General features: G+C 59.6%; 24 protein-coding genes. 9 read left to right on the top strand and 15 right to left on the bottom strand.

Going from position 1 to position 23,843, the window contains the following annotated elements; all coding sequences use genetic code 11:
- Nucleotides 1-238 precede the first annotated feature (238 nt).
- The gene (gene fadD2 / locus AACV02_RS20030; RefSeq protein ID WP_119741486.1) at nucleotides 239-1,927 is read right to left on the bottom strand and encodes a long-chain-fatty-acid--CoA ligase FadD2; all 1,689 of its coding nucleotides are present in this window, start codon (nucleotides 1,925-1,927) and stop codon (nucleotides 239-241) included.
- 221 nt (nucleotides 1,928-2,148) lie between these two features.
- Between fadD2 and AACV02_RS20025 the strand changes: the two genes are divergently transcribed.
- Complete coding sequence (locus AACV02_RS20025) at nucleotides 2,149-3,093, top strand: alpha/beta hydrolase (RefSeq protein ID WP_119741484.1); 945 nt, start codon at nucleotides 2,149-2,151, stop codon at nucleotides 3,091-3,093.
- A gap of 71 nt (nucleotides 3,094-3,164) precedes the next feature.
- Complete coding sequence (locus AACV02_RS20020) at nucleotides 3,165-3,635, top strand: MaoC family dehydratase (RefSeq protein ID WP_003175719.1); 471 nt, start codon at nucleotides 3,165-3,167, stop codon at nucleotides 3,633-3,635.
- 69 nt (nucleotides 3,636-3,704) lie between these two features.
- Here the strand turns inward: AACV02_RS20020 and AACV02_RS20015 are convergent, their stop codons facing one another.
- Nucleotides 3,705-4,172, bottom strand: a complete 468-nt coding sequence (locus AACV02_RS20015; protein WP_119741482.1) for a ferritin-like domain-containing protein — start codon at nucleotides 4,170-4,172, stop codon at nucleotides 3,705-3,707.
- Nucleotides 4,173-4,376: 204 nt separating this feature from the next.
- Between AACV02_RS20015 and AACV02_RS20010 the strand changes: the two genes are divergently transcribed.
- Nucleotides 4,377-4,613 (top strand): DUF3820 family protein, encoded by a 237-nt coding sequence (locus AACV02_RS20010; RefSeq protein ID WP_017139191.1) that lies wholly within the window; start codon nucleotides 4,377-4,379, stop codon nucleotides 4,611-4,613.
- A 10-nt stretch (nucleotides 4,614-4,623) separates the two neighbouring features.
- Nucleotides 4,624-5,799, top strand: coding sequence for an aminotransferase class V-fold PLP-dependent enzyme (locus tag AACV02_RS20005; protein WP_119741480.1), 1,176 nt, complete (start codon nucleotides 4,624-4,626; stop codon nucleotides 5,797-5,799).
- A gap of 202 nt (nucleotides 5,800-6,001) precedes the next feature.
- Here AACV02_RS20005 and AACV02_RS20000 read toward each other — a convergent pair whose 3' ends face one another.
- From AACV02_RS20000 to zwf, 3 genes are read right to left on the bottom strand one after another with little or no spacing between them, the layout of a single operon-like run.
- Complete coding sequence (locus AACV02_RS20000) at nucleotides 6,002-6,667, bottom strand: bifunctional 4-hydroxy-2-oxoglutarate aldolase/2-dehydro-3-deoxy-phosphogluconate aldolase (protein WP_106578446.1); 666 nt, start codon at nucleotides 6,665-6,667, stop codon at nucleotides 6,002-6,004.
- Nucleotides 6,668-6,684: 17 nt separating this feature from the next.
- Nucleotides 6,685-7,398: a 6-phosphogluconolactonase gene (pgl, locus tag AACV02_RS19995; RefSeq protein ID WP_119741478.1), complete on the bottom strand. Its 714-nt coding sequence runs from the start codon at nucleotides 7,396-7,398 to the stop codon at nucleotides 6,685-6,687.
- Entirely contained in the window at nucleotides 7,385-8,851 is a 1,467-nt protein-coding gene (zwf, locus tag AACV02_RS19990; protein WP_106578444.1) for a glucose-6-phosphate dehydrogenase, read from the bottom strand. The genes pgl and zwf overlap by 14 nt, the downstream gene beginning before the upstream one ends.
- Before the next feature lie 219 nt (nucleotides 8,852-9,070).
- Between zwf and AACV02_RS19985 the strand changes: the two genes are divergently transcribed.
- Complete coding sequence (locus AACV02_RS19985) at nucleotides 9,071-9,931, top strand: MurR/RpiR family transcriptional regulator (RefSeq protein WP_170039859.1); 861 nt, start codon at nucleotides 9,071-9,073, stop codon at nucleotides 9,929-9,931.
- A gap of 130 nt (nucleotides 9,932-10,061) precedes the next feature.
- On the opposite strand, the gene AACV02_RS19980 is transcribed toward AACV02_RS19985, so the two are convergent.
- The 10 genes from AACV02_RS19980 to AACV02_RS19935 form a co-directional block, all read right to left on the bottom strand.
- The gene (locus tag AACV02_RS19980; RefSeq protein WP_119741476.1) at nucleotides 10,062-10,907 is read right to left on the bottom strand and encodes a D-hexose-6-phosphate mutarotase; all 846 of its coding nucleotides are present in this window, start codon (nucleotides 10,905-10,907) and stop codon (nucleotides 10,062-10,064) included.
- A gap of 219 nt (nucleotides 10,908-11,126) precedes the next feature.
- Nucleotides 11,127-12,473, bottom strand: coding sequence for a carbohydrate porin (locus AACV02_RS19975; RefSeq protein WP_106578442.1), 1,347 nt, complete (start codon nucleotides 12,471-12,473; stop codon nucleotides 11,127-11,129).
- Nucleotides 12,474-12,570: 97 nt separating this feature from the next.
- The gene (locus AACV02_RS19970; RefSeq protein ID WP_119741474.1) at nucleotides 12,571-13,731 is read right to left on the bottom strand and encodes an ABC transporter ATP-binding protein; all 1,161 of its coding nucleotides are present in this window, start codon (nucleotides 13,729-13,731) and stop codon (nucleotides 12,571-12,573) included.
- A gap of 2 nt (nucleotides 13,732-13,733) precedes the next feature.
- Nucleotides 13,734-14,579, bottom strand: coding sequence for a carbohydrate ABC transporter permease (locus AACV02_RS19965; RefSeq protein WP_106578440.1), 846 nt, complete (start codon nucleotides 14,577-14,579; stop codon nucleotides 13,734-13,736).
- On the bottom strand, nucleotides 14,572-15,480 hold the full coding sequence (locus AACV02_RS19960; RefSeq protein WP_017253695.1) for a carbohydrate ABC transporter permease: 909 nt from the start codon (nucleotides 15,478-15,480) through the stop codon (nucleotides 14,572-14,574). The genes AACV02_RS19965 and AACV02_RS19960 overlap by 8 nt, the downstream gene beginning before the upstream one ends.
- Nucleotides 15,481-15,572: 92 nt before the next feature.
- Nucleotides 15,573-16,859, bottom strand: coding sequence for an ABC transporter substrate-binding protein (locus AACV02_RS19955; protein ID WP_106578439.1), 1,287 nt, complete (start codon nucleotides 16,857-16,859; stop codon nucleotides 15,573-15,575).
- Nucleotides 16,860-16,963: 104 nt separating this feature from the next.
- Nucleotides 16,964-18,223 (bottom strand): D-mannose isomerase, encoded by a 1,260-nt coding sequence (locus tag AACV02_RS19950; RefSeq protein ID WP_119741472.1) that lies wholly within the window; start codon nucleotides 18,221-18,223, stop codon nucleotides 16,964-16,966.
- 256 nt (nucleotides 18,224-18,479) lie between these two features.
- Nucleotides 18,480-19,307 (bottom strand): ATPase, encoded by an 828-nt coding sequence (locus AACV02_RS19945; RefSeq protein WP_106578437.1) that lies wholly within the window; start codon nucleotides 19,305-19,307, stop codon nucleotides 18,480-18,482.
- A gap of 127 nt (nucleotides 19,308-19,434) precedes the next feature.
- A complete protein-coding gene (locus AACV02_RS19940; RefSeq protein ID WP_119741470.1) occupies nucleotides 19,435-20,433 on the bottom strand; it encodes an NAD-dependent epimerase/dehydratase family protein in 999 nt (332 codons plus the stop codon).
- A gap of 98 nt (nucleotides 20,434-20,531) precedes the next feature.
- Nucleotides 20,532-21,428: a LysR family transcriptional regulator ArgP gene (locus AACV02_RS19935; protein ID WP_119741468.1), complete on the bottom strand. Its 897-nt coding sequence runs from the start codon at nucleotides 21,426-21,428 to the stop codon at nucleotides 20,532-20,534.
- Nucleotides 21,429-21,526: 98 nt separating this feature from the next.
- Here AACV02_RS19935 and AACV02_RS19930 point away from each other — a divergent pair, with 98 nt between their 5' ends.
- The 4 genes from AACV02_RS19930 (at nucleotide 21,527) to AACV02_RS19915 (ending at nucleotide 23,697) form a co-directional block, all read left to right on the top strand.
- Nucleotides 21,527-21,928, top strand: a complete 402-nt coding sequence (locus AACV02_RS19930; RefSeq protein ID WP_119741466.1) for an ACT domain-containing protein — start codon at nucleotides 21,527-21,529, stop codon at nucleotides 21,926-21,928.
- A 5-nt stretch (nucleotides 21,929-21,933) separates the two neighbouring features.
- The gene (locus tag AACV02_RS19925) at nucleotides 21,934-22,533 is read left to right on the top strand and encodes a LysE/ArgO family amino acid transporter (RefSeq protein WP_119741464.1); all 600 of its coding nucleotides are present in this window, start codon (nucleotides 21,934-21,936) and stop codon (nucleotides 22,531-22,533) included.
- Nucleotides 22,534-22,711: 178 nt separating this feature from the next.
- The gene (locus tag AACV02_RS19920) at nucleotides 22,712-23,308 is read left to right on the top strand and encodes a superoxide dismutase (protein WP_003212997.1); all 597 of its coding nucleotides are present in this window, start codon (nucleotides 22,712-22,714) and stop codon (nucleotides 23,306-23,308) included.
- A 149-nt stretch (nucleotides 23,309-23,457) separates the two neighbouring features.
- Complete coding sequence (locus tag AACV02_RS19915) at nucleotides 23,458-23,697, top strand: hypothetical protein (protein WP_124418340.1); 240 nt, start codon at nucleotides 23,458-23,460, stop codon at nucleotides 23,695-23,697.
- Nucleotides 23,698-23,843 lie beyond the last annotated feature (146 nt).

Here is a 23,843-nt window from a genome sequence, read left to right as displayed (position 1 = left end):
AGCCAAAAGGGGCCCCTACGGTCATAAACATGACTGTCCTACAATATTTGGTCACACTTTAAGCAGCGATCAAATATCCCAGCAAAAGGCTCTGGAATAGGGTTTTCAGGGCAATAAAGAATCTATGTGTAAGGGGGCTTGCCCCCGACAGCGGTGTTTCAGCCAACACATCTGCTGACTGATACACCGCCATCGGGGGCAAGCCCCCTCCCACATTTTGAGTGGCTTTCAATGATGGTCAGGCGATGTCGCGAAGCTCCCTGCGCAAAATTTTGCCCACCGGCGTCATCGGCAGCGAGTCGCGCAACACAATATGCTTGGGCACTTTGTACCCGGTGAAATTGGTCTTGCAGTACGCCTTCAGCTCTTCAAGGCTTACGCCTTGGGTACGCGCCACCACAAACAGCTTCACCGCCTCCCCGGTGCGGTCATCCGGCACGCCGATGACCGCGCAGTTGGCCACCGCCGGGTGGGCCATCACCACGTCTTCGATCTCGTTGGGGTAAACGTTGAAGCCCGAAACGATGATCAGGTCTTTCTTGCGATCAACAATGCTTACGAAGCCATCGTTGTCGATCACCGCAATGTCACCCGTCTTGAGCCAACCGTCGGCGTCCAGCGCCTCGGCGGTAGCGGCCGGCTGCTGCCAGTACCCCTTCATCACCTGCGGGCCCTTGATGCACAGCTCGCCGCGCTCACCCAATGGCAGCTCGTGCCCGTCATCGTCGATCACCTTCATCGCCGTACCCGGCACCGGAATCCCCACTGTGCCCAGGCGCGATTGGCTGCCGTACGGGTTGGTGCTGGCCACGGGTGAGGTTTCAGTCAGGCCGTAGCCTTCGCCGATGGAACACCCGGTGACCGCCTTCCAGCGCTCGGCCGTGGCCTTGATCAGGGCGGTGCCGCCGGAGTTGGTGATCTTGAGGTGGGAGAAATCCAGGGTCTTGAAGTCGGGGTGGTCCATCAGTGCCACAAACAGGGTGTTGAGCCCCAGCAGGCAGGAGAACCGCCACTTTTTCAGCTCCTTGATGAACCCGCCGATGTCGCGCGGGTTGGTGATCAGCACGTTGTGGTTGCCGGTCACCATCATGCACATGCAGTTCGCCGTGAAGGCATAGATGTGGTACAGCGGCAGCGGCGCGATCATCACCTCCTGCCCTTCCTTTACCAGCGGCTGGCCATCGTCGGTGACCTGGGACATGCACGCCCGGGCCTGCTGCATATTCGCCACCAGGTTGCCGTGGGTGAGCATCGCGCCCTTGGCCAGGCCAGTGGTGCCGCCGGTGTATTGCAGCACGGCGATGTCGTCCAGCGTGACCGGATGCCGGATCAACCCCTGCCCCGCGCCCATGCGCAACGCGCGTTTGAACGACACCGCCCGAGGCAGGTGGTAGGCCGGGACCATTTTCTTGACTTTGTCGACCACGGTATTGATCAACCAGCCCTTGGCGGCGGGCATGAAGTCGCCCATTTTGGCTTCGATCAGGTAGTCGATCTCGGTGTCGGCGCACACCTCCTGCACCCTCGCACCGAACAGGTTGAGGTACACCAGCGCACGCACGCCGGCATCCTTGAACTGGTGACGCATCTCGCGCGGGGTGTACAACGGGTTGGTGTTGACCACGATCAGCCCGGCACGCAGTGCGCCGAATACGGCAATCGGGTAATGCAGCACGTTGGGCAACTGCACCGCGATACGCTCGCCCGGCTTGAGGTCGGTGTGTTGCTGCAGGTAACCGGCGAACGCAGCACTCTGGCGCTCAAGCTCGGCGTAGGTCAGGGTGATGCCCATGTTGCTGAACGCCGGACGGTCGGCAAAGGCCTTGCAGGAACGTTCGAAGACTTCGATCACCGACTTGTACGTGGTGAGGTCGATGTCATTGGGAACGCCCGCGGCGCGTTTGTCATTCCAGAAATCAGGTTGCATTATTCTTGTCCTCTTACCTGAGTGTGTCCGACCGCTGCAGCGATAAAAACGTGCTGCTATAAAAAGCGGAGCTTTGGGGACGTTAGCAGCTATGGCCAAACAGGCAAATACAGGAAAGAGCGTCATTAATTGCGTGAATCTTCCTACAAGGGCCTGCACTGATCAGACGCAAGCCCGAGGATGAGCTATACACTGCAACGACCCTGAGCAAAGGAAGCGCCATGAACCACAGCACCTTCTGGCTGACCGCGAATGACCGCAGCCGCCTGTACGTCAATCAATGGCTGCCGGAAGGCGAGACCCGGGCAGTCGTCATGCTGTCCCACGGCATGGCCGAGCACAGTGGTCGATATGCACGCCTGGCCCAAGCCCTGTGCGGTGCCGGTTACGGTCTGTATGCGCTGGACCAGCGCGGTCATGGCCGCACCGCCGATGAAGGCACGCTGGGGTTGTACGCCGAAAAGGACGGCTGGAACAAAGTGGTGGGCGACCTGGCCAGCCTCAACCAGCACATCGGCCAGCAGCAGCCGGGGCTGCCCATTATCCTGCTGGGCCACAGCATGGGCAGCTACATCGCCCAGGCCTACCTGCTGCACCACAGCGCCAGCCTGACTGGCGCGATTCTCAGCGGGTCGAATTTCCAACCGATTGCGCTGTACCGCGCGGCGGCGGTGATTGCTCGTATCGAACGGGCACGCCAGGGCTTGCGCGGGCGCAGTGCGTTGATCGAGTTCCTGTCGTTCGGCTCGTTCAATAAAGCCTTCAAGCCCAACCGAACGGCGTTTGATTGGCTCAGTCGCGACCCGGTCGAGGTCGACCAGTACATCACCGACCCGCTGTGCGGTTTTCGCTGCACCAACCAGTTGTGGATCGACCTGCTGGGCGGCTTGCAGCAAATCAGCAAAGCGTCCAATCTCGCGCAGATCGACCCGGGCCTGCCGATCCTGGTGATGGGCGGCGAATGTGATCCGGTGAGTGAAGGCAAGCGTCTCAAAAGCCTGGCCCATGCGTTGCGTGAGGCCGGCTGCCAGCACCTGCAATTGAATATCTACCCGCAGGCGCGTCATGAAGTGTTCAATGAAACCAACCGTGATGAAGTCACAGCGGATGTACTGGCGTGGTTGCAACAGGCTCTGACCTTGCGCAGGCCGACTCGCCGCGAATAAATTTTCGTTTAAAATCAAACGCTTAAAATCATACTGTTTAATTACCGATTAGCCACAGGATGCACCCCGAGATGACTCAGGTTACCAACACCCCGTACGAAGCCCTCGAAGTCGGCCAGACCGCCAGCTACAGCAAGACTGTCGAAGAGCGCGATATCCAGTTGTTTGCCGCGATGTCCGGCGACCACAACCCGGTGCACCTGGATGCCGAGTACGCCAAGGCGACCATGTTCAAGGAGCGTATCGCCCACGGCATGTTCAGCGGCGCCCTGATCAGCGCGGCCGTTGCCTGCGAACTGCCCGGGCCGGGCACTATCTACATCGGCCAGCAGATGAGCTTCCAGAAGCCAGTGAAAATCGGCGACACCTTGACCGTGCGTCTGGAAATCCTCGAGAAGCTGCCCAAGTTTCGCGTGCGCATCGCCACTCGCGTGTTCAACCAGCGCGATGAGCTGGTAGTGGACGGTGAGGCGGAAATCCTGGCGCCCCGCAAGCAGCAGGTGGTGACGTTGACCGAACTGCCGCCGATCAGCATCGGCTGATGCCTGGGTGTAAAAATCGCCCATAAAAAAAGCCCCGCATCAGCGGGGCTTTTTCTAATCAGGAGCGACTCAAGACTGAGCGCGAGCCTGGTTACGCAGGGCTTTCACCTGGTCGTGGTTACGTTGGGCGCCATGGAACTGACGCTCAACCAGGTCACGAATACCCAGCAGGTTGTGCTTGTTGATCTTCTCGATCGCTTCTTTGTAAGCCTTCAGTGCATGGTCTTCACCGCGCTCGGCTTCGTTCAACACGGCTTCTTCATCTTTGCCGGTGACCATCGATTTCACGTCGACCCAACCACGGTGCAGTGCGCCAGCAACCGAACCGGATTTTTCGGGATCGCCACCCAGGGCTTTCACTGCGGTTTGCAGCTCGGCGGCAGCGCTGGCGCAGTCGGCGGCACGCTTCTGGAAGAGCGCTTTGAGCTCTGGGTGCTTGATGTCTTCAGCACAAGTTGCGAAGCCTTTCTGGCCGTCTTTGCTGGTCTCGATCAGGTCGTTGAGTACAGAGATCGATTCTTTGTTGATGTCAGTCATTTTTCAATTCCTTGTGCGGGTTAAGAAACGTGTATTAATGATTGCAGCGCCCGTGCCAAGTTTTTAAAAACAACTTTTCCCTTATTTTTCAACGAGATAAAAATTATTGAACCATCTGTATGCGAGTTATTTGCATGATCTGTCATTTGGCCTTCATGCAGAATGCCTGTATTTTCCAAGGTCTCGACTTAAACGCCTGATGCCATGAACCCCGAAAAACTTGAATTGCTGATCACCCGCGAAATGCCCTTCGGCAAATACAAGGGGCGGATCATCGCCGACTTGCCCGGCCCCTACCTGAACTGGTTTGCCCGCGAGGGATTTCCTCACGGCGAGTTGGGCGGCTTGCTGGCATTGATGCAGGAAATTGACCACAACGGCCTGTCCGAACTATTGGAACCGCTGCGCGTAAAGCACGGCAAACCTGCCCCCCGCCACTGAGAGTCTCGCCATGCCAAGGAATGCAGATAACGAACGTCATTGGCAGGCCATCGCCCAGCGCTATGAGCTGGAACCTGGCCCGATCAATCTGGAAAACGGCTACTTCGGGCGTATGAGCCGCGCGGTACGAGCGCAGTACCTGGAGCACGTCGCGTTTATCAACCGCAGCAACTCGCTGTATGTGCGCCAGCGCTTTGAGCAGGGTGAAAACGTCGAGGTGCGCCGCCAACTGGCCGGGCTGATCGACGCCGACCCGGAGTCGATTGCCTTCACCCGCAATGCCACAGAGGCGTTGCAGTCACTGATCCGCAACTACAACAACCTGCAACCGGGCGACCAAGTGCTGATCAGCGACCTGGAGTACGACACGGTCAAAGGCGCGATGCGCTGGCTGGCGGGCTATCGCGGTGTGGAGGTGATCGAGTTATCCCACGCCCACCCGGCTAGTTTCGACAGCCTGGTACAGACTTATCGCACCGCGTTTGTGCAGCACCCGCGCCTCAAGTTGATGGCCCTGACCCATGTGACCCACCGCACCGGCCTGGTAATGCCCGTCGAGGCGATTGCCAACGCCGCACGTGAGCACGGCGTGGATGTGATCCTTGATGGCGCCCATGCCCTGGGCCAGATCGAATTCAACCTCGCCCAACTGGGCATCCAGTTTGCGGGCTTCAATCTGCACAAATGGATCGGCGCGCCGCTGACCCTGGGTTTTCTGTACATCGCCCCGGAGCGCCTGGCCGCTATCGACCCGGACATGGGCGAGTTTCATTACCCGGCCACCGATGTTCGCGCGCGTACGCCCTACAGCACACCGAATTTCCCGGCACTGATGACCTTGCCGCTGGTGCTGGAAGAGCACCGTGCATTGGGTGGCTCGGCAGCCAAGGGCGCACGGGTCAATTATCTGCGGAATCTGTGGGTGAACCAGGTGCGTCAGTTGCCGGGCATCGAGGTGCTGACGCCGGATGACCCACGGCTGTATTGCGGGATCACGGCGTTCAAGTTCACCGGGCGTGATCAGCAGGTGATGGCGGATCGGTTGCTCAAGGACTACGACCTGTTTACCACCACCCGTGTCGGCGCGGCCTTTGGTAGCTGCATTCGGGTGACGCCGGGGTTGGTGACCTCGGCGGCGGACATCGATGTCTTGGTCAAAGCAATAACCGAGCTGAGCGCGGACTGAAATGTGGGAGCGGGCTTGCGCGCGAATATGCTGTGTCAGTCGACGAATAGGCCAACTGAACCAGCGCATTCGCGCGCAAGCCCGCTCTCACATTGATCGGCGTTGAATTTGAGGTTTTCTACAGGCAAAAAAAAGCGGCACACCGACCAAGTGCGCCGCAAAAATGCCGTTAAGCACAGCAACAACGATTCGGTAAATCAGCTCAATCCAGCAGCGCCAGCGCCTGTGCGGTGACTTCCTGGATGCGGGCCCAGTCGCCGTTCTTGATCCATTCCGGATCAAGCATCCAGCTACCGCCCACGCACATCACGTTTTTCAACGCCATGTAGTTTTTGATGTTGGCCGGGCCAACGCCGCCGGTAGGGCAGAACTTCACTTCGCCGAACGGCCCACCCAGCGCCTTGATCGCAGCAACGCCGCCGCTCACTTCAGCCGGGAACAGTTTGAAGCGACGGTAACCCAGGCCATAGCCTTCCATGATGCCGGAGGCGTTGCTGATGCCTGGCAGCAACGGGATCGGGCTGTGCACCGAGGCTTCCAGCAGGTCACGCGTAATGCCTGGCGTGACGATAAACTGCGAGCCCGCCACTTCGGCGGCTTCAAGCATGTGGCGGTCGAGCACGGTGCCGGCACCGGTGCACAATTCAGGGCGTTGCTCGCGCAGCACTTGAATTGCCTTGAGGCCGAACTCGGAACGCAAGGTCACTTCCAATGCGGTCAAACCGCCGGCTGCCAGGGCATCGGCCAGCGGCAGGATGTCCTGTTCGCGGGCGATGGTGATCACCGGCAGGATCCGCGCCTTGGCGCAGAGGCTGTCGATCAAGGCAACTTTATCCGCCATGGACACGGTCGGTTGAGGGCTTTTCATAGCGGCTGATCCTTGGCTCATGGGCACCAGTAAATCTCTAAAGTAGGTTGCAAAAACGCGCGAATCGGCATGGCAGCAACGTCGTCACTGGCCAGCGCGGCGCTCAAGGTGGTCAATTTCGCGCTGCCGGAAATCGACAGCACGGTGCAGTGGGCCGTGGCCAGCAACGCGCGACTCATGGTCAGGCGCTGGTGCGGCACGGTCGGCGCGAGCATCGGCCAGCAACGGCGGGTACCGTCGGGCTTCAGTGCTTCAGCCAGGTTCGGGCTGTTGGGGAACAGCGACGCGGTGTGGCCGTCGTCGCCCATGCCGAGTACCAGCACATCGATGGCGGGCAACTCTGCCAACTGGCGATCGGCCAGTTCGGCGGCGTCTTCAAGCGTGGCCGCAACGTGATACAGGCTGAGGAACTTGGCCTTGGCCGCCGGACCTTGCAGCAAGTATTTCTTCAGCAGGCCGGCGTTGCTGTCGGCGTGTTCCACCGGCACCCAACGTTCGTCGGCCAACGTGATGGTGACCTTGGACCAGTCGAGGCCCTGTTTGGCCAGGTTCTGGAAAAACGCCACGGGACTGCGGCCACCGGACACCACCAGGGTCGCCTCGCCACGGGCACTGATGGCCGCGCGCAGTTGCTCGGCCACGTCATTGGCCAGGCCATCGGCCAGCAATACGGGCGTGCGGTACTCATGAGCATTTACGCCCTGAGGCAGTTTCAATTCAGATATCGCCATACCATGACCTCCCATCCCGCGTGATCAGTGCAATTGAGCTCATCGGCCCCCAGGAACCCGCCGCGTACGGCTTGGGCGCATCACCGGATTTTTTCCACCCGGCGATCAACTGGTCACACCACTTCCACGCGGCTTCGATTTCATCTTTGCGAACAAACAGGTTCTGATTGCCGCGCATCACTTCCAGCAACAACCGCTCGTAGGCATCCGGAATACGGGTGCTGCGATAGGTGTCGGAAAAATTCAGTTGCAGCGGGCCACTGCGCAGTTGCATGCCCTTGTCCAGGCCTTGCTCCTTGGTCATCACACGCAAGGAAATACCTTCATCCGGCTGCAGGCGGATGATCAGTTTGTTGCTGATCTGCAGGCGCTGCTCGGGGGCGAAGATGTAGTGGGACGGTTCCTTGAAGTGGATGACGATCTGCGACAGCTTTTGCGGCATGCGCTTGCCGGTACGCAGGTAGAACGGCACCCCGGCCCAACGCCAGTTACGAATATCGGCACGCAGGGCGACGAAGGTTTCGGTGTCGCTCTGGGTGTTGGAATTCTCTTCTTCCAGATAACCCGGCACTGGCTTGCCGGCACTATAGCCGGCGATGTACTGGCCGCGCACCACTTGGGTGGTCAGGCCTTCCGGACTGATCGGCGCCAGCGCCTTGAGCACCTTGACCTTCTCGTCACGGATGCTGTCGGCGGACAGGTCGGCCGGCGGGTCCATGGCGATCAGGCAAAGCAGTTGCAGCAGGTGGTTCTGGATCATGTCGCGCAGCTGGCCGGCCTTGTCGAAGTAACCCCAGCGGCCTTCGATACCGACCTGCTCGGCAACGGTGATTTCCACGTGGGAAATGTAGTGCTGGTTCCACTGGGTTTCGAACAGGCTGTTGGCAAAACGCAACGCGATCAGGTTCTGGACCGTCTCTTTGCCCAAGTAGTGGTCGATACGGTAGGTGCGGTTTTCCGGAAAAAACTGCGCCACGGCGTCGTTGACCTTGCGCGAGGACTCCAGGTCCGAACCGATGGGTTTTTCCAGCACGACGCGGGTGTTTTCCGCCAGGCCGACCTTGGCCAGGTTCTCGCAGATCGCCCCGTAAACAGCCGCCGGAGTAGCGAAATAGGCGATCAGGCGTTGGTCACTGCCGACCTTCTCGGCCAGGCCGACGTAATCGTCGGCTTTCATGAAATCGACATGCACATAGGCCAGGCGCGCGAGGAAGCGTGTGGCCACGGCTTCATCGAGTTCCTTGCCGACGTACTTACGCAGTTCTTTCTCGATGTGGGCCATGTGCTGCTGTTCGGAGCCGGCCTCACGGGCCAGGGCCAGAATGCGCGTGTCGTCGTGCAGGAGGCCTGCGCCATCGAGTTGATAGAGAGCAGGAAATAACTTGCGCAGCGCCAGATCACCCAACGCGCCAAACAGGGCAAAGGTGCAGGGTTCCACGGTTATCGAAGGCATGATGTTTGTTCTTTTATCAAGTTAAGCTACAAATACCTTTTTTCAAGGCATCACTCAAGGAAAAATGTAGTAATAACCACAACATTTTCCCGAAATACGCATTCCGAGTGGTGGTGTTCAGCTACCCTCAGTAGGATAGGCCACCGCAAAGAACCACTCGTCGATTGGTTATCGCCCTTAATTTGCATCGTCGCCCGAAGGAAAGACTGAATGGACCGCGTGCGAAATCTTCTGGAACAGATCCGGAACCGCCTCGAAGAATTGAACAAGGCCGAGAAAAAAGTCGCCGAGGTCATCCTGCTCAACCCGCAGCAGGCGACCCGCTTCTCTATCGCCGCCCTCGCCCAAGCCGCCTCGGTCAGCGAACCGACGGTCAACCGTTTCTGCCGTTCGTTCGGCGTCAGCGGTTACCCTGAACTTAAATTGCAGCTGGCGCAAAGTTTGGCCAGTGGCGCAGCGTATGTCAGCCGCGCCGTGGAAGCCGATGATAACCCTGAGGCCTACACGCAGAAGATCTTTGGCAGCGCCATCGCATCTCTGGACAGCGCCTGCCAGGCCCTGGACCCGGCCCTGATCAGCAAGGCCGTGGACCTGTTGATCCAGGCGCGGCAGATCCACTTCTTTGGCCTGGGCGCTTCGGCCCCGGTGGCCATGGATGCGCTGCACAAGTTTTTCCGCTTCAACCTGGCCGTGACCGCGCATGCCGACGTGCTGATGCAACGCATGATCGCCTCGGTGGCGCATACAGGCGAGCTGTTCGTGATTATTTCCTACACCGGGCGTACCCGCGAGTTGGTGGAAGTGGCGCGCATCGCACGGGAAAACGGTGCGTCAGTACTGGGCGTGACCGCCGAGAACTCCCCACTGGCCAAGGCCAGTACGGTGAGCCTGAACATTCCGCTGCCCGAAGACACGGACATCTACATGCCGATGACCTCGCGGATCATCCAGCTCACCGTGCTGGATGTGCTGGCGACCGGCATGACCTTGCGCCGCGGGGTGGATTTCCAGCCGCATTTGCGCAAGATCAAAGAGAGCCTGAATGACAGCCGGTATCCGGTGGGGGATGAGTTTAACTAGCAGCAATCTCCCCCAGCAGTACCGGCCCTATCACAGGCAAGCCAGCTCCCACATTGGGCCGAGTTGCACATTTGGAATGCATTCCCCGGTGGGAGCTGGCTTGCCTGCGATGGCAGCATAAGCTCCACCGCTAAGCCCCAGCCCTGGCCTGCAAACTCAAATGCGCCCTCTCCCCTGGCGCCAGACTCGCACCGGCCATCGCCGACTCCACGCACACAAACCCTGACGCCTCGTTAAAGCTCACGCCCAACAACGGCCGGCTGCCCGGATGCCACACCACGGTGTCGGAGCTGTCGCCGGTGTCGATGCACAATTCGCGCTGCCAGGCGTGGTCCTTGAGGTGCAATTCGCCCTCGTGCTGGAACACCCGTTGGCACCCGCCATCCACGCGAAGCTCACCTTCCTGCTGGCAAGCCTGGCGATTGAGCTGGTCATAACCTTGCGCGCCATCCAGCCCAGACAGCGCTATCTCATCCACGTGACCAATACGCCAATAGGCGTGCAAAGCATGGCTCAATTGGCACGGCAACTCGTCCTGATGCTCAGTGCACAGGCGCAGCTCCAGGGTTTCGCCCAAGTGGGCATGCAGGTCGACCTGCCAATCGCACAGCTGCAATTGCCAGTGCAGGCGCACGCCGTCGTCGTCGGTGCTGCTGTCGAGCAGTTTCCAGTCGATCAGCCGCGCCCACCCATGGGAAGGCCAGGCGTTTTCGCTCGGATGGCGCCCATACCACGGCCAGCACACCGGCACGCCGCCCCGGATGGCGCCGACTTGCGGCCACTTGGCCGCGCACCACAGCCAGGGTTTCTGGCCACGTGGTTGAAAGTGCAGCAATTGCGCGCCCTGACGGCTGAACACTGCCTGGCACAACGGATGGTCGATGACCAACACGTCGCGCATCTGAAAGCGTTCCCAGGCGAATACCGGACGCTCGCGCAGGGATTTGAAAAAGCGTTGCAGCGGATGCTCATGCATGTGCCACGGTCCTGAAATTCATTGTTGCTCAAACCTTGGGTAACCCTGGGGCGCTGGCTGCCTGCGATAGCACCGCCTCGGTCATTCAGACAAACCGAGGCGCCTGCATCGCTGGCAAGCCAGCGCCCACATGAGGTGTGCACGGCTGCCCAAAAAAAAGCGGATAGCCATGGCTATCCGCAAAATGCGCACAGAGAGAAGGAGCTTATCGCAACAGCGTTAGAACGTAGTCTGAATTTTCAGGCCCGCAACTACCGCGTTGTCGACTTGTTTCACACCACCTGGGTTGGCGATGTACTGCAGGTTAGGACGCACGGTCAGCCAGTTGGTGACGTGGATGCCGTAGTTGAGTTCGACGTTGTACTCAGTGTTACGCAGCGGTGCGTAGCCCGCTTGATCGTAATCAGTGAAGCCGCCGGCCGCATTGAGCAACTCAGCGGTTTTCTTCACGTCACTGTTAGCGTGGATACGCGACACACCGATACCGACGTCATCCTTGGTACGCGCGTCAAATGGCCCTTTGTACACAAGCATCAACGACTGGTAGTTGTCGACCAGGTTGGTGTCTTTGTCGTGAAAGGTCACGTTGGCCGCGATGTTCAGACCACGGGAAGCGTCGCCATTGTGCGTGGTGAGTTGTTGCTGCAGAACGCCCCAGTAGCCGCTTTTGCTGCTACGAACGCGGAAAGCCGCGCCGGAGCTGCCAGCATCACCGCCGTTGACGTCTTCACGTACGTCGGTGGCATCGGCGGTGCTCTTGTAGTAACCCACACGGTATTCGCCCGGCAGGCCATTGACCTTCGGCGACCAGACCAATTCCACCGGCAATACGGTGCCCTTGGTGCCGCTGCCGCTGAGTTTGAAGCCGTTGCCGTGCTCCAGCTGCGATGGGTTCTGGTTGTACGCACCGATTTGCGCATACAGCTCAGGCGTGATGTTGTACTTCACGCGGATCGCCGCTTGGCTGACAGGCCAGTTGTACCAGGTGTTTACATAGTTACCCACTTGCGAGCCGCAGAACGACAGGTTCTGGAAGTCGCACGGGAAGGTGTTGAAGTCTTCGCCTTCACCGAAGTAACCGAGTTTCACGTCCAGCTTGTTGTCGAACATCTGGTGCTGAATCCAGAATTGGGTCAGACGCACCATGTGGCCACGGCCATCAACTTCTTGAGACGAACTCAAGGTGCCGGCACGCGGGTCACCAATACGGTCATTGGAGATGTTCGCACCATTACGGTTGGTCAGTTGGATCTTGGCCTGGGTGTTATCCCAGCCCCACAGCTTTTGCAGATCCAATGCTACGCCGAGACCGAACTGGTCAGCGTAACGGGCAGTTTTGTCGTTGTTGTAGCCACCGCTCAGGTTGGCGCCAACTTCCCCAACGTAGTCAGCCTTGATGTCGATACCTTGCTCGATCAGCTTGGTACGCTCGCCGCCCCAATCGCCGGTCATCCACTTGGAATCGGCACTGAAAGCATCGTCCGCCATCGCATTGGCGGACAATACCAGGGCTGCTGCCGCTGACAATTGGCAGATCAGCCGGGTGTTGTTGTGTTGCTTTTTCATCCCTACATCCTCGTCTTTATTGTTATTAAACTGTTTTTATCTAACGCGGGTTACTTTTTTTAACCAAAACAACAAGTTATCCATTCAGGCGCAACACTCAGCGTCCCTTGAATTGGGCCACATTGTCCGCACGGTCCTGTGCTGGCAATGAAGCGGCAGTGCCCAGGCGCTCGCCGGTGTTGGCGTCAAACAGCAGCACCTTGGCAGGATCGAATTGCAGGGTCAGGGTCTCGCCCACCTGCGGCGCCACGTCGGGCGCCAGGCGGCAGCAGACCTTGGTGTCGTTCAGTTGCACGAACACCAGAGTGTCCGGGCCGGTCGGCTCGGTGACCTGGACTTCGGCACGAATGCTCGATGCACTGTCGCCCTCGCCTGCCGCCAGCATGATCTGCTCCGGGCGCAGGCCCAGGATCACGTCACGGTCTTCGAGGCCGGCGTCCGTCATGTTAAGCGCCAGCTCGCAGCGCGCCTGGCCGCTGTCGAGCAGCGCCACCAGACGACCGTCCTTGCGTTGCAGGCGCAGCGGCACGAAGTTCATGGGTGGCGAACCGATGAAGCTCGCCACAAATTGGTTGGCGGGGTTGTTGTAGATCTCTTTTGGCGTGCCGAACTGCTGGATGATGCCGTCCTTCATCACCGCGACTTTGTCGCCCAGGGTCATCGCTTCGATCTGATCGTGGGTGACGTAGACGGTGGTGGTTTTCAGACGCTGGTGCATCAGTTTCATTTCGGTGCGCATCTCGACGCGCAACTTGGCGTCGAGGTTCGACAGCGGTTCATCGAACAGGTAAATCTTTGGTCGACGCGCCAACGCACGGCCCATGGCCACACGCTGTTGCTGGCCACCGGAGAGTTGTCCCGGTTTACGGTTGAGCAAGTGTTCGATCTGCAGCAGCTTGGCCACGCGCGCCACTTCGGTGTCGATGTCAGCCTGGCTCATTTTGCGAATCTTCAGGCCGAACTCGATGTTCTCGCGCACGCTCATGGTCGGGTACAGCGCGTAGGACTGGAACACCATGGCGATGTCGCGATCCTTGGGGCTCATGCCGCTGACGTCTTTATCACCGATCATGATCGCGCCGCCGGTGATGGTCTCCAGACCGGCGATGCAGTTCATCAGCGTGGATTTGCCGCAACCCGAAGGGCCGACCAGGATCAGGAACTCGCCTTCCTTGATCGACAGTTCGATGTTCTTCAAGGTGTCGGGCAGGCCGGCGCCATAAGTCTTGTTTACATTGCGAAGTTCAAGCGTAGCCATGATTACCCCTTGACCGCGCCGGCCGTGAGGCCGCGCACGAAATACTTGCCTGCGATCACATAGACCAGCAGGGTCGGCAGCCCGGCGATCATCGCCGCCGCCATATCCACGTTATATTCCTTGGCCCCGGTGCTGGTGTTGACCAGGTTGTTCAGCGCCACCGTGATGGGCTGCGAGTCGCCGCTGGAGAACACCACACCGAACAGGAAGTCGTTCCAGATCTGGGTGAACTGCCAGATCAGGCAGACCATGATGATCGGGGTCGACATTGGCAGAATGATCTGACGGAAGATGGTGAAAAAACCCGCACCGTCCAGTCGTGCCGCCTTGATCAGCGCATCCGGAATGCTCACGTAGTAGTTACGGAAGAACAGTGTAGTAAACGCCAACCCGTAGACCACGTGCACAAACACCAGGCCGGTGGTGGTGCTGGCCAGGCCCATTTTGCCGAGGGTGAACGAGGCCGGCAGCAGCACGGTCTGGAACGGCAGGAAGCAGCCGAACAACAGCAGGCCGAAGAACAACTGCGAGCCTTTGAAGCGCCAGAACGACAGCACGTAGCCGTTCAACGCGCCGATGGCGGTGGAGATGAGTACGGCCGGAACGGTGATCTTGATCGAGTTCCAGAAGTAGCCATCCACAGTGGCCCAGGCCTTGACCCAGCCGATGCCGGTGACCACGGTCGGCCAGCTCAGCAGGTTGCCGGTGCTGATGTCTTCCGGGGTTTTAAAGCTGGTCAGCAACATCACCACCAGCGGCACCAGGTACAGCAGCACGGCGAGGATCAGCACCGCGTAGATCGCGACGCGACTCAGGCTGATGGTCGGTTTGGAAGCAAGACTAGTCATTACGCTTGGTCCTCAGCTCGGAGTACAGGTAAGGCACGATGATCGCGAGGATCGCGCCGAGCATCAGGATTGCACTGGCCGAGCCCATGCCCATCTGGCCACGACTGAAGGTAAACGAGTACATGAACATCGCAGGCAAGTCGGACGAATAGCCCGGGCCGCCGGCGGTCATGGCTGCGACCAGGTCGAAGCTCTTGATCGCGATGTGCGCCAGGATCATCACCGCACTGAAGAACACCGGACGCAGGCTGGGCAGCACCACGCTCCAGTAGATGCGCGGCAGGCTGGCGCCGTCGATCTGGGCGGCACGGATGATCGACTGATCAACCCCACGCAGGCCGGCGAGGAACATCGCCATGATGAAACCCGAGGCTTGCCACACGGCGGCAATCACCAGGCAGTACACGACGCGGTCGGGGTCGATCAGCCAGTCGAGACGGAAGCCTTCCCAGCCCCAGTCACGCAGAAGTTTGTCCAGGCCCATGCCCGGGTTGAGCAGCCATTTCCAGGCGGTACCGGTGACGATCATCGAGAGCGCCATCGGGTACAGGTAAATGGTGCGGATAAAGCCTTCGCGGCGGATTTTCTGGTCGAGGAAGATCGCCAGGGTCACGCCAATCACCAGGGTGATGCCGATAAACATCCCGCCAAAAACCGCCAGGTTCTTGCTCGCTACCCACCAGCGGTCGTTGTCGAACAACCGCGCGTATTGCGCAAGACCCGCCCATTTGTAGCTTGGCAGGAACGTGGAATTGGTGAACGACAGCACGAACGTCCACAGGATGTAGCCATAAAAGCCCACCAGCACGATGAACATGCTGGGCGCCAGCACCAGTTTAGGGAGCCAGCGCTGCAGTGCATCGAACGGCGAGGCCTTGCTGAACACAGCAACAGAACTCATGGGAAAATCCAGTACAGGGAAAAAGGACTACAGGAACAAGCCTTGTGAGGGGTCAGGGGGTTTCCCCTCACAAGGATCAGCCTTGCTAACCGTTACTTGGCAGACTTGATCGCAGCGCCGAGTTTTTTGGCGGTGTCGGCCGGGTCGGCTTTCGGGTCGTTGATGTAGTTGGTCACGACATCAAAGAACGCACCTTGCACGGCCAGGGTGGTGGCCATGTTGTGCGCCATGCTTGGCTGCAGGCCACCGGTCTTGGCGTCAGCCAGGAAGTCCTTGGCAGCGGTCTGGGCGCAGGAATCGAAACCGAGCTTGTCCATTTCGTTGAGCATGTCGGTCCGCACAGGGATCGAGCCTTTGTTGATGCTGAAGACTTTCTGGAAGTTTTCACCCAGCACGACTTTGGCAATGTCCTGCTGACCGGCAGCAGTGCCCTTGTCTTTCTGCTTGAACACCGCCAGGGAGTCGATGTTGTAGGTGAAGGCTTTGTCGGTGCCCGGGAAGGCTACGCACTCGTAGTCCTTGCCGGCGACTTTCTTGGCGGCGGTCCACTCGGACTTGGCCCAGTCACCCATGATCTGCATGCCGGCCTTGCCGTTGATGACCTTGCCTGCTTCCAGGTTCCAGTCCTGGCCTTTGCCGTCGACGTCCATGTAGGTCGCGACTTTCTTCAGCTCAGTCAGGGCCTTGACCATTTCAGGACCGGTGAGCGCGCCGTTGTCCAGGTCGACCAGGGCTTTTTTGTAACCATCGGCACCCATCACCGACAGTACGACCGCTTCGAACACGGTGCTGTCCTGCCAAGGCTGGCCACCGTGAGCAAGCGGAATGAAGCCCGCGGCTTTGAGCTTGTCGCCGGCTGCGTAGAACTCTTCGAGGGTGGTCGGGTTCTTGGTGATACCGGCTTTCTTGAAGACTTCCGGGTTGATCCACAGCCAGTTGACGCGATGGATGTTGACCGGCACGGCAACGTAGTTACCTTCGTACTTCACGGTATCGGAGACTTTCTTGTCGAGCAGGGAGTCCCACTTTTCTTCTTTGGCGACGTCTTTGAGCACGTCGGTGTCGAGCAAGCCAGTGGACGCCCATTCCTGGATGTCAGGGCCTTTGATCTGGGCAACGCCAGGCGGGTTGCCGGCAACTGCGCGGCTTTTCAGCACGGTCATGGCCGTGGCACCGCCGCCGCCTGCGACAGCACCGTCTTTCCAGGTGAAGCCGTCTTTCTCAACTTGGGCCTTCAGGACATCTACAGCCGCTTTTTCACCGCCCGAGGTCCACCAATGCACAACTTCAACCGTCCCTTTCGAGTCGGCGGCAAATGCACTGAGGGGAAACAACGAGGCAATGGAAATAGCTACGGCGAGGCGATTAATCGCGTTCATCTGAGTACCTTTTCTTGTTGTTATGCATGCAAGTCTAGAGCTTGCGCTGCACGGAGTTTAAACAGGGATTTTCAAGGCGCAGGTAACAAAGGGACGTACAAATGTCACCACTTGGTGACATAGCAACCCTGTGCCAAAGCGCTGGTCATGCTGGGTGACAAGGGTAGCGCAGGCAGCACCACCGCTTGCCAGGCGTGATAAAGATCCGGCTTGCCGCCCCAGATTTTGCTGCTGGGCTGGTTGTGCGGGTTCAGCTCGTGGTGCCAACTGCCCTGGACACGGTCGATAAAGTGGTTTTCGCAAAACTCCCAGAACCGCCGATACCAGGTTTCGTAATGCAGCTCTGCGGTGCGTTTGAGCAGCGCTTGGGCCGCGGCGCTGGCTTCGGCATGGGTCCAGTGCAGGCGCTCGCGCACCACCGGGCGGTGGTTCCAATCGAGCGTGTAGACAATGCCGGGAGCACCGTCCACGGCCCAGGCGTATTCGCAGGCACTGGCGAACAAGCCCTTGGCATCGCCGACCAGCCAGTCCGGGGTCGTCAGCCCGGCTTGCAGGCGGGCGGCCTCTAGGTGCAGCACCAGCCGCGCCCACTCAAAACCGTGGCCGGGGGTGATGCCATAAGGGCGGAAGCCGTCGGCGGGATTGTCTTCGTTATAGCCCAGCAGCGGTTTCCACTGGGCATCGAAATGCTCGATGACCATGAACTGGTTGCCGGCGGCGCAGGTGTGAATAACGCGCTCGACAATGCGCAGTGCGCGGTCCAGCCAGCGCGTGTCTGCGGTGACATCGGCCAGCGCCAGAAACGCTTCGGTAGCGTGCATGTTGCTGTTCGCGCCGCGATAAGCCTCCACACCGGTCCAGTCCTGAGCAAAGGATTCGAGCATGGCGCCCTCCTCCTCGCTCCAGAAGAACTGGTCGATGATGTGCACGGCGTCGTTCAACAGATTCTGCGCACCGGGGGCGCCCACTGCCACCGCCGAACTCGCCGCGAGGGCAACGAAAGCATGCAGGTAAGCGGCCTTGCCACGGTTGCCATCGACGGCCTGGGGCGCGGCGAACCAACCGCCGTGCTCGCTATCACGCAATGGGCCACTCAGGGCCGCGACGCCGTGCGCCACCAGCTCGGCATAACCGGGCAGGCCCATGGCGTGGGCCATGGCAAAGCTGTGGGTCATGCGGGCGGTGTTCATGGTTTCGGCGCGGGCATCGGCCGGCAATTGGCCTTGATCGTCGAGGTTGCCAAAACCGTCAGGCAGGCGCGAGGCTTTGGCGAATGCCAGCAGGCGCTGCCCTTCGGTGGCGAGCCAGCTGTGATGGGCAGGTGCGTTCAGCCAACTACTGGCAGGCAGTGGTTGCATGGTCATGGGTAGCCCTTATTATTTTTTATGGGATGACTGGAGTCTAAACAAGGGTGCCATGAGGGCAAGTAACGAAGGGGATTGGAAGTGTCACCAAGCGGTGACAATTCAGACGAGCGCCTTGATCTAGCGCTGAACCCCCTTTAATCGTGGGGGATGGCTTGCCTGCGAGAACACTGAGCCCGTTACAAAAGCATGAGCTGACAGACCGCTATCGCAGGCAAGCCAGCCCCCACCGTTTGAAACCGGCTCACACCGACTATCACTGCCCCCCTAGAGGCCTGACTTTCGCCGGTTCGTTGAGCTGCTGCTGCAGGTTCTGCACCTGGCTCTGCAACGTGGTGATGTTGCGCGTGGTCTGGATACGGAACACGTCGAACTCTTTATTGGTCGGTGCATCGCTGTTGGCGGGCTGGTTGTCCTGAGCGCTTTTGAGTACCACCAGGTCCTGCTCCAGGCGCGCAATCGCCGCGCTTGGGTTGCCCTGTTTCTTCAGGGCGGCCACGTCGGCAGACAGGTCTTTGATTTCGCCTTGCGCCGCCTTGAGCGTTGCCACCGCGTCGGTCAACGCCTGCACCTGGCCCTGCAATTTGGCATTCGCGTTAGCCAGGTCGGTCGTGCTGGCGGTCATTTGCGCCAGGCGCTGGTCCAGCTCGCTCGCCTGGCCGGCAACGCCGACCTGTTGCTTGCCTTGCTCCTGCAACTGCGCTTCCAACTGCTTGATTTGCAACTTGAGCGCTTCGCTGCCGTTGTTCACGTTGGCTTCGCTGGCGACCACCTTGCCGGAAATGTCCTGCAAACGCCCCGCCGCTTCTTCACTGATGCGCGCAAAGCTTTCTTGCGTGGCAACCAATTGCTGGCCCATCAGGGAGATCTGCTGAAAGCTCCACCAGGCAAGGCCCGCAAAGGCGATCAGCAGCGCGCCCACCAGTGCCCACAACGGGCCGGTCGTGGCGCTCTTGACCTTGACCACCGGCGTATTGCGCGAGCGCACGGAGGTAGCGGGTGTCGGCTCGAAATCATCATCGTCCCCGATGTCAGCCCGCAGGCTGGGAACGTTGTCGAAATCGTCTTTAGCATCGTTACGCATGAATCAACCCTGAATCGGTGAGATGGCTACCTGAAAAGCCGAGCGACGGCAGTATAAACCGCGTTCGCGCCGCACTGATCGACTCGGAACCGCACATTCGGTTCCCGATGTATTGCCGGTTGTGAACTTACCTGAGCCCCGGATCTTGAGCTTTCCACCAGCTGCAGAATTCGTCGAGGGCGGTCCACAGGCTGACCTTGGGCTCGTAGTCGAGATAATGCCTCGCGCGGCTGATGTCGAGGGTGAAATCTTTGTTCATCACCTGCATGCCCAAGCGCGACAACGCTGGCTCCGGACGCCCCGGCCACATCGCGCAGAATGCCTCGTTCAACGCGGCCACGCTGTAGGACAAGCCGTAAGACCGATAACGCGTGACCTGGGGCATGTCCATCTGGCGCATCACGTAGTTGACCACGTCCCACACCGGCACGGGCGCGCCATTGCTGATGTTGTAGGCCTTGCCCAGCGCCGAGCCGGTCGCCAGCAAACTGCTGAGCAACGCTTCGTTGAGGTTGTGCACGCTGGTGAAATCGACCTTGTTCAGGCCATCGCCGACGATGGCCAGGCGGTTCTTGCGCTGCATGTTCAACAGGCGCGGAAAAATGCTCATGTCACCGGCGCCCGTGACAAAGCGCGGGCGCAAGGCCAGCACTTCCAGGCCGAACTCCTGGGCACCGAACACCTTCTGTTCCGCCAGGTATTTGGTAGCGGCATACGGGTGCTTGAAGCGCTTCGGCACTTGCTCTTCGGTCAGTCCCAGGTGATCACGCCCGTCAAAGTAGATCGACGGCGACGACAGGTGCACCAGCCGGCCGACGCGCTGCTTGAGACAGGCTTCGACGACGTTTTCAGTGACCAGCACATTGCCTTGATGGAAGTCCTGATACTTGCCCCACAGCCCGACGGCGCCGGCGCAATGCACCACGGCTTCGACGTCTCGGCACAGATCGCGCACCAGGTCGGCATCATTCAAATCACCCTGGATAAACTCGGCACCGCGCCGTACCAGGTGTTCCACACCTTCGGCGCGCCGCCCGTTGACCCGTACGTCCAGGCCTTGCTCCAGAGCGAACCGCGCGAAGCGCCCGCCGATGAAGCCGCTTGCGCCGGTGACCAGAATCTTCATGTAGCCTCCTACGGATGCAGCTGCCAGCGTCAAGCTTCAAGCCACAAGTTAAAAACGATCCGCAAGCTTTTCTCTTGCAGCTTGCAGCTTGACGCTTGTTACTGCTGATAGGGCACCAACCATTGGCCACATGCCTGGGCCAAATGGTCGGTCAACAAGCCCAACAGTTGCCCGCCACTGCGCCAATGATGCCAGTACAACGGCACGTCGATGGGCTTATCTGGCAACAACTCGACCAATACGCCGGTTTGCAGCTGGTCGCGCACCTGTAATTCGGGCACCAGCCCCCAGCCCAGGCCGGCTTCGGTCAAACGGATAAAGCCTTCGGACGAAGGGCATAAATGGTGCTCGAAACCGCCATCGACTCCCAGAGAAGCCAGGTAACGGTGCTGCAGGAAATCATCCGGGCCGAACACCAGCGCCGGTGTTCGCGCCAACTGGTCGGCACGCACGCCTTCAGGGAAATGCCGCGCAATAAACGCAGGGCTGGCCAACGCGCGATAACGCATGGCGCCGAGCAACAGGCTGCGCGCCCCAGCCACGGGGCGCTCGCTGGCGCAAATACAGGCCGCCACTTCACCGGCGCGCATGCGCTTGAGGCCAACAGTCTGGTCTTCTACCACCAGGTCCAGCAGCAAATGCTGCTCGGCGCAAAAGTCGCTGACCGCCTCGGCCCACCAGGTGGCGAGGCTGTCGGCATTCAGCGCGATGCGCAAACGCTCGGGCATGCCCTCCTCGTCCAGCGCCGGCACCTGGCTTTGCAGGTCACGCTCCAGCAAGCGCACCTGTTGCACGTGGTTGAGCAGGCGCCGGCCGATGTCGGTGGGCGTCGGCGGCGAGGCCCGCACCAACACCGGCTGACCGATACGCGCCTCAAGCAACTTGATGCGTTGAGAGATCGCCGACTGCGACAACCCCAACACCTGGGCGCCACGTTCAAAGCCGGCCTGTTCCACCACCGCGGCCAATGCAGACAGCAATTTATAGTCGAACATCAGTTTCTCTAATGAGCGATCAGCAATATTGGTTTTTCTTATACAGCGTAGCCCGCGAGAATGACCAGCATTGCTTCTCTCTATCAAGGAATTCTCACATGGCTGGTGAAACCGCCCTGGCAACCCTGCTGCGCAGCATGAGCCCGCACCTCAATGACGGCGATTATGTGCTCTGCACCCTGCCCGATCAGCGCGTGCCTCAAGGATGCGACGTGATCGGCAGCTTTCGCGAACAGGAAGGCCTGACACTGATCCTGGAGCGCCAACAGGCAGAGCACGCCGGGTTGGCGTTTGACTATGTCGCTGCGTGGATCACCTTGAACGTGCACTCCGCCCTGGAAGCCGTGGGTTTAACCGCAGCCTTCGCCAGCGCGCTGGGCAAAGCCGGCATCAGTTGCAACGTGATCGCCGGTTACTACCACGACCACCTGTTTGTCGGCCGCAGCGATGCTGAGCGGGCCATGGATGTATTGCGCCACTTGGCAGCAAACGCGGAGTAACCCTTATGTGGCAAAGCTATGTGAACGGGCTGCTTGTGGCCCTCGGCCTGATCATGGCGATCGGCACCCAGAATGCGTTTGTGCTGGCGCAAAGCCTGCGCCGTGAACACCACTTGCCAGTAGCCGCGCTGTGCATCGTGTGCGACGCGATACTTGTAGCTGCCGGGGTATTCGGCCTGGCCACGGTGCTGGCGCAGAACCCGCTGCTGCTGGCAATCGCCCGCTGGGGTGGTGCAGCGTTCCTGCTGTGGTACGGCACCCTGGCGTTGCGTCGGGCCTGTTCCAGGCAAAGCCTGCAACAGGGCGAAAACCTCAAGGTGCGTTCGCTGCGCGCGGTGTTGCTCAGCGCCCTGGCGGTGACCCTGCTCAACCCGCATGTGTACCTGGACACCGTGCTGTTGATTGGCTCATTGGGCGCTCAACAAACTGAACCCGGCGCCTACGTAGCCGGTGCCGCGAGCGCGTCATTCCTGTGGTTTGCCACACTGGCATTGGGCGCTGCGTGGCTGGCACCCTGGCTCGCGCGCCCCGCTACGTGGCGGCTGTTGGACTTTCTGGTGGCAGCGATGATGTTCAGCGTGGCGTATCAACTGATCAGTGCTTGATGAATATTCCAAAACGCTCTGGAACCTCTATCCCACACAGTTGTTGCGTGGTTTTGCCGCACCCCCGGTGCTATGATCCGGACCCTGCGCCGCAAAGAGTACAAACTCCCCGGCGCTTGTTTGGCCGCCCGTGATCGGCCTTGCGCTCACCGCAACTGACCTGATTAGGAGAATCATCATGGCTTTCGAATTGCCGCCGCTGCCCTACGCACACGATGCCCTGCAGCCGCACATTTCCAAGGAAACCTTGGAATACCACCACGACAAGCACCACAACACCTATGTCGTGAACCTGAACAACCTGGTGCCAGGCACCGAGTTCGAAGGCAAGACTCTGGAAGAAATCGTCAAGTCTTCTTCGGGCGGCATCTTCAACAACGCCGCTCAGGTCTGGAACCACACTTTCTACTGGAACTGCCTGGCGCCAAACGCCGGCGGCCAACCTACCGGCGCACTGGCTGAGGCTATCAACGCCGCTTTCGGTTCGTTCGACAAGTTCAAAGAAGAGTTCACCAAGACGTCCGTCGGCACCTTCGGTTCCGGTTGGGGCTGGCTGGTGAAAAAGGCTGACGGTTCCCTGGCTCTGGCCAGCACCATCGGCGCCGGCAACCCGCTGACCAGCGGCGACACCCCGCTGCTGACCTGCGACGTCTGGGAACACGCTTACTACATCGACTACCGCAACGTGCGTCCAAAGTATGTGGAAGCGTTCTGGAACCTGGTCAACTGGAAGTTCGTGGCTGAGCAGTTCGAAGGCAAGACCTTCACTGCCTAAGCAACGCTTGCGGTAAAGAGAGCCCGGCCATAGTGCCGGGCTTTTTTATGGGCAGCGAATTGTGCTCTGGTGGCTGGAACTCGGTGCGCGGATCTTGCCACGTAGACAGTGTGAGGAATTCGCCTCTCGTACCTGTCGGAGAAATTACTATGACCATCGGCGCAATAACATCCATGCTCCCTATGGTTGCCGGTTTGGCCCAAGAGGGTCTCAAGGCTGTGACCGAGCTCGCTAAAGCGGCCGGTCAAATGGCTCAGTCGCAATCTGGCAACAAGCAAGGTGAAGGTGATCAAAACAAGATTGCGCATGAAGCCATGCATAACAAGGAACGTGTGAATTTTTCGAACAGCGAATCCACCAACAGCACCGTCAACATCAACGTCGCGTAAAAAAGCGTCAGTTCCCAGCGCATCCGCTGCGCCCACGGGAATTGCTCAAGGCAGGCGGATCCATGTCCGCCTCGCCCCAGCGCCCCTCTCAAGTTCCTTGTCAAACCTGCCGATGCCCTAATGTTCCTTTGACTGCCATCACGAGA

The organism is Pseudomonas sp. Larv2_ips, assembly GCF_963879675.1.
Lineage (GTDB): Bacteria > Pseudomonadota > Gammaproteobacteria > Pseudomonadales > Pseudomonadaceae > Aquipseudomonas.
This window is presented reverse-complemented; position numbering and strand designations above follow the sequence as displayed.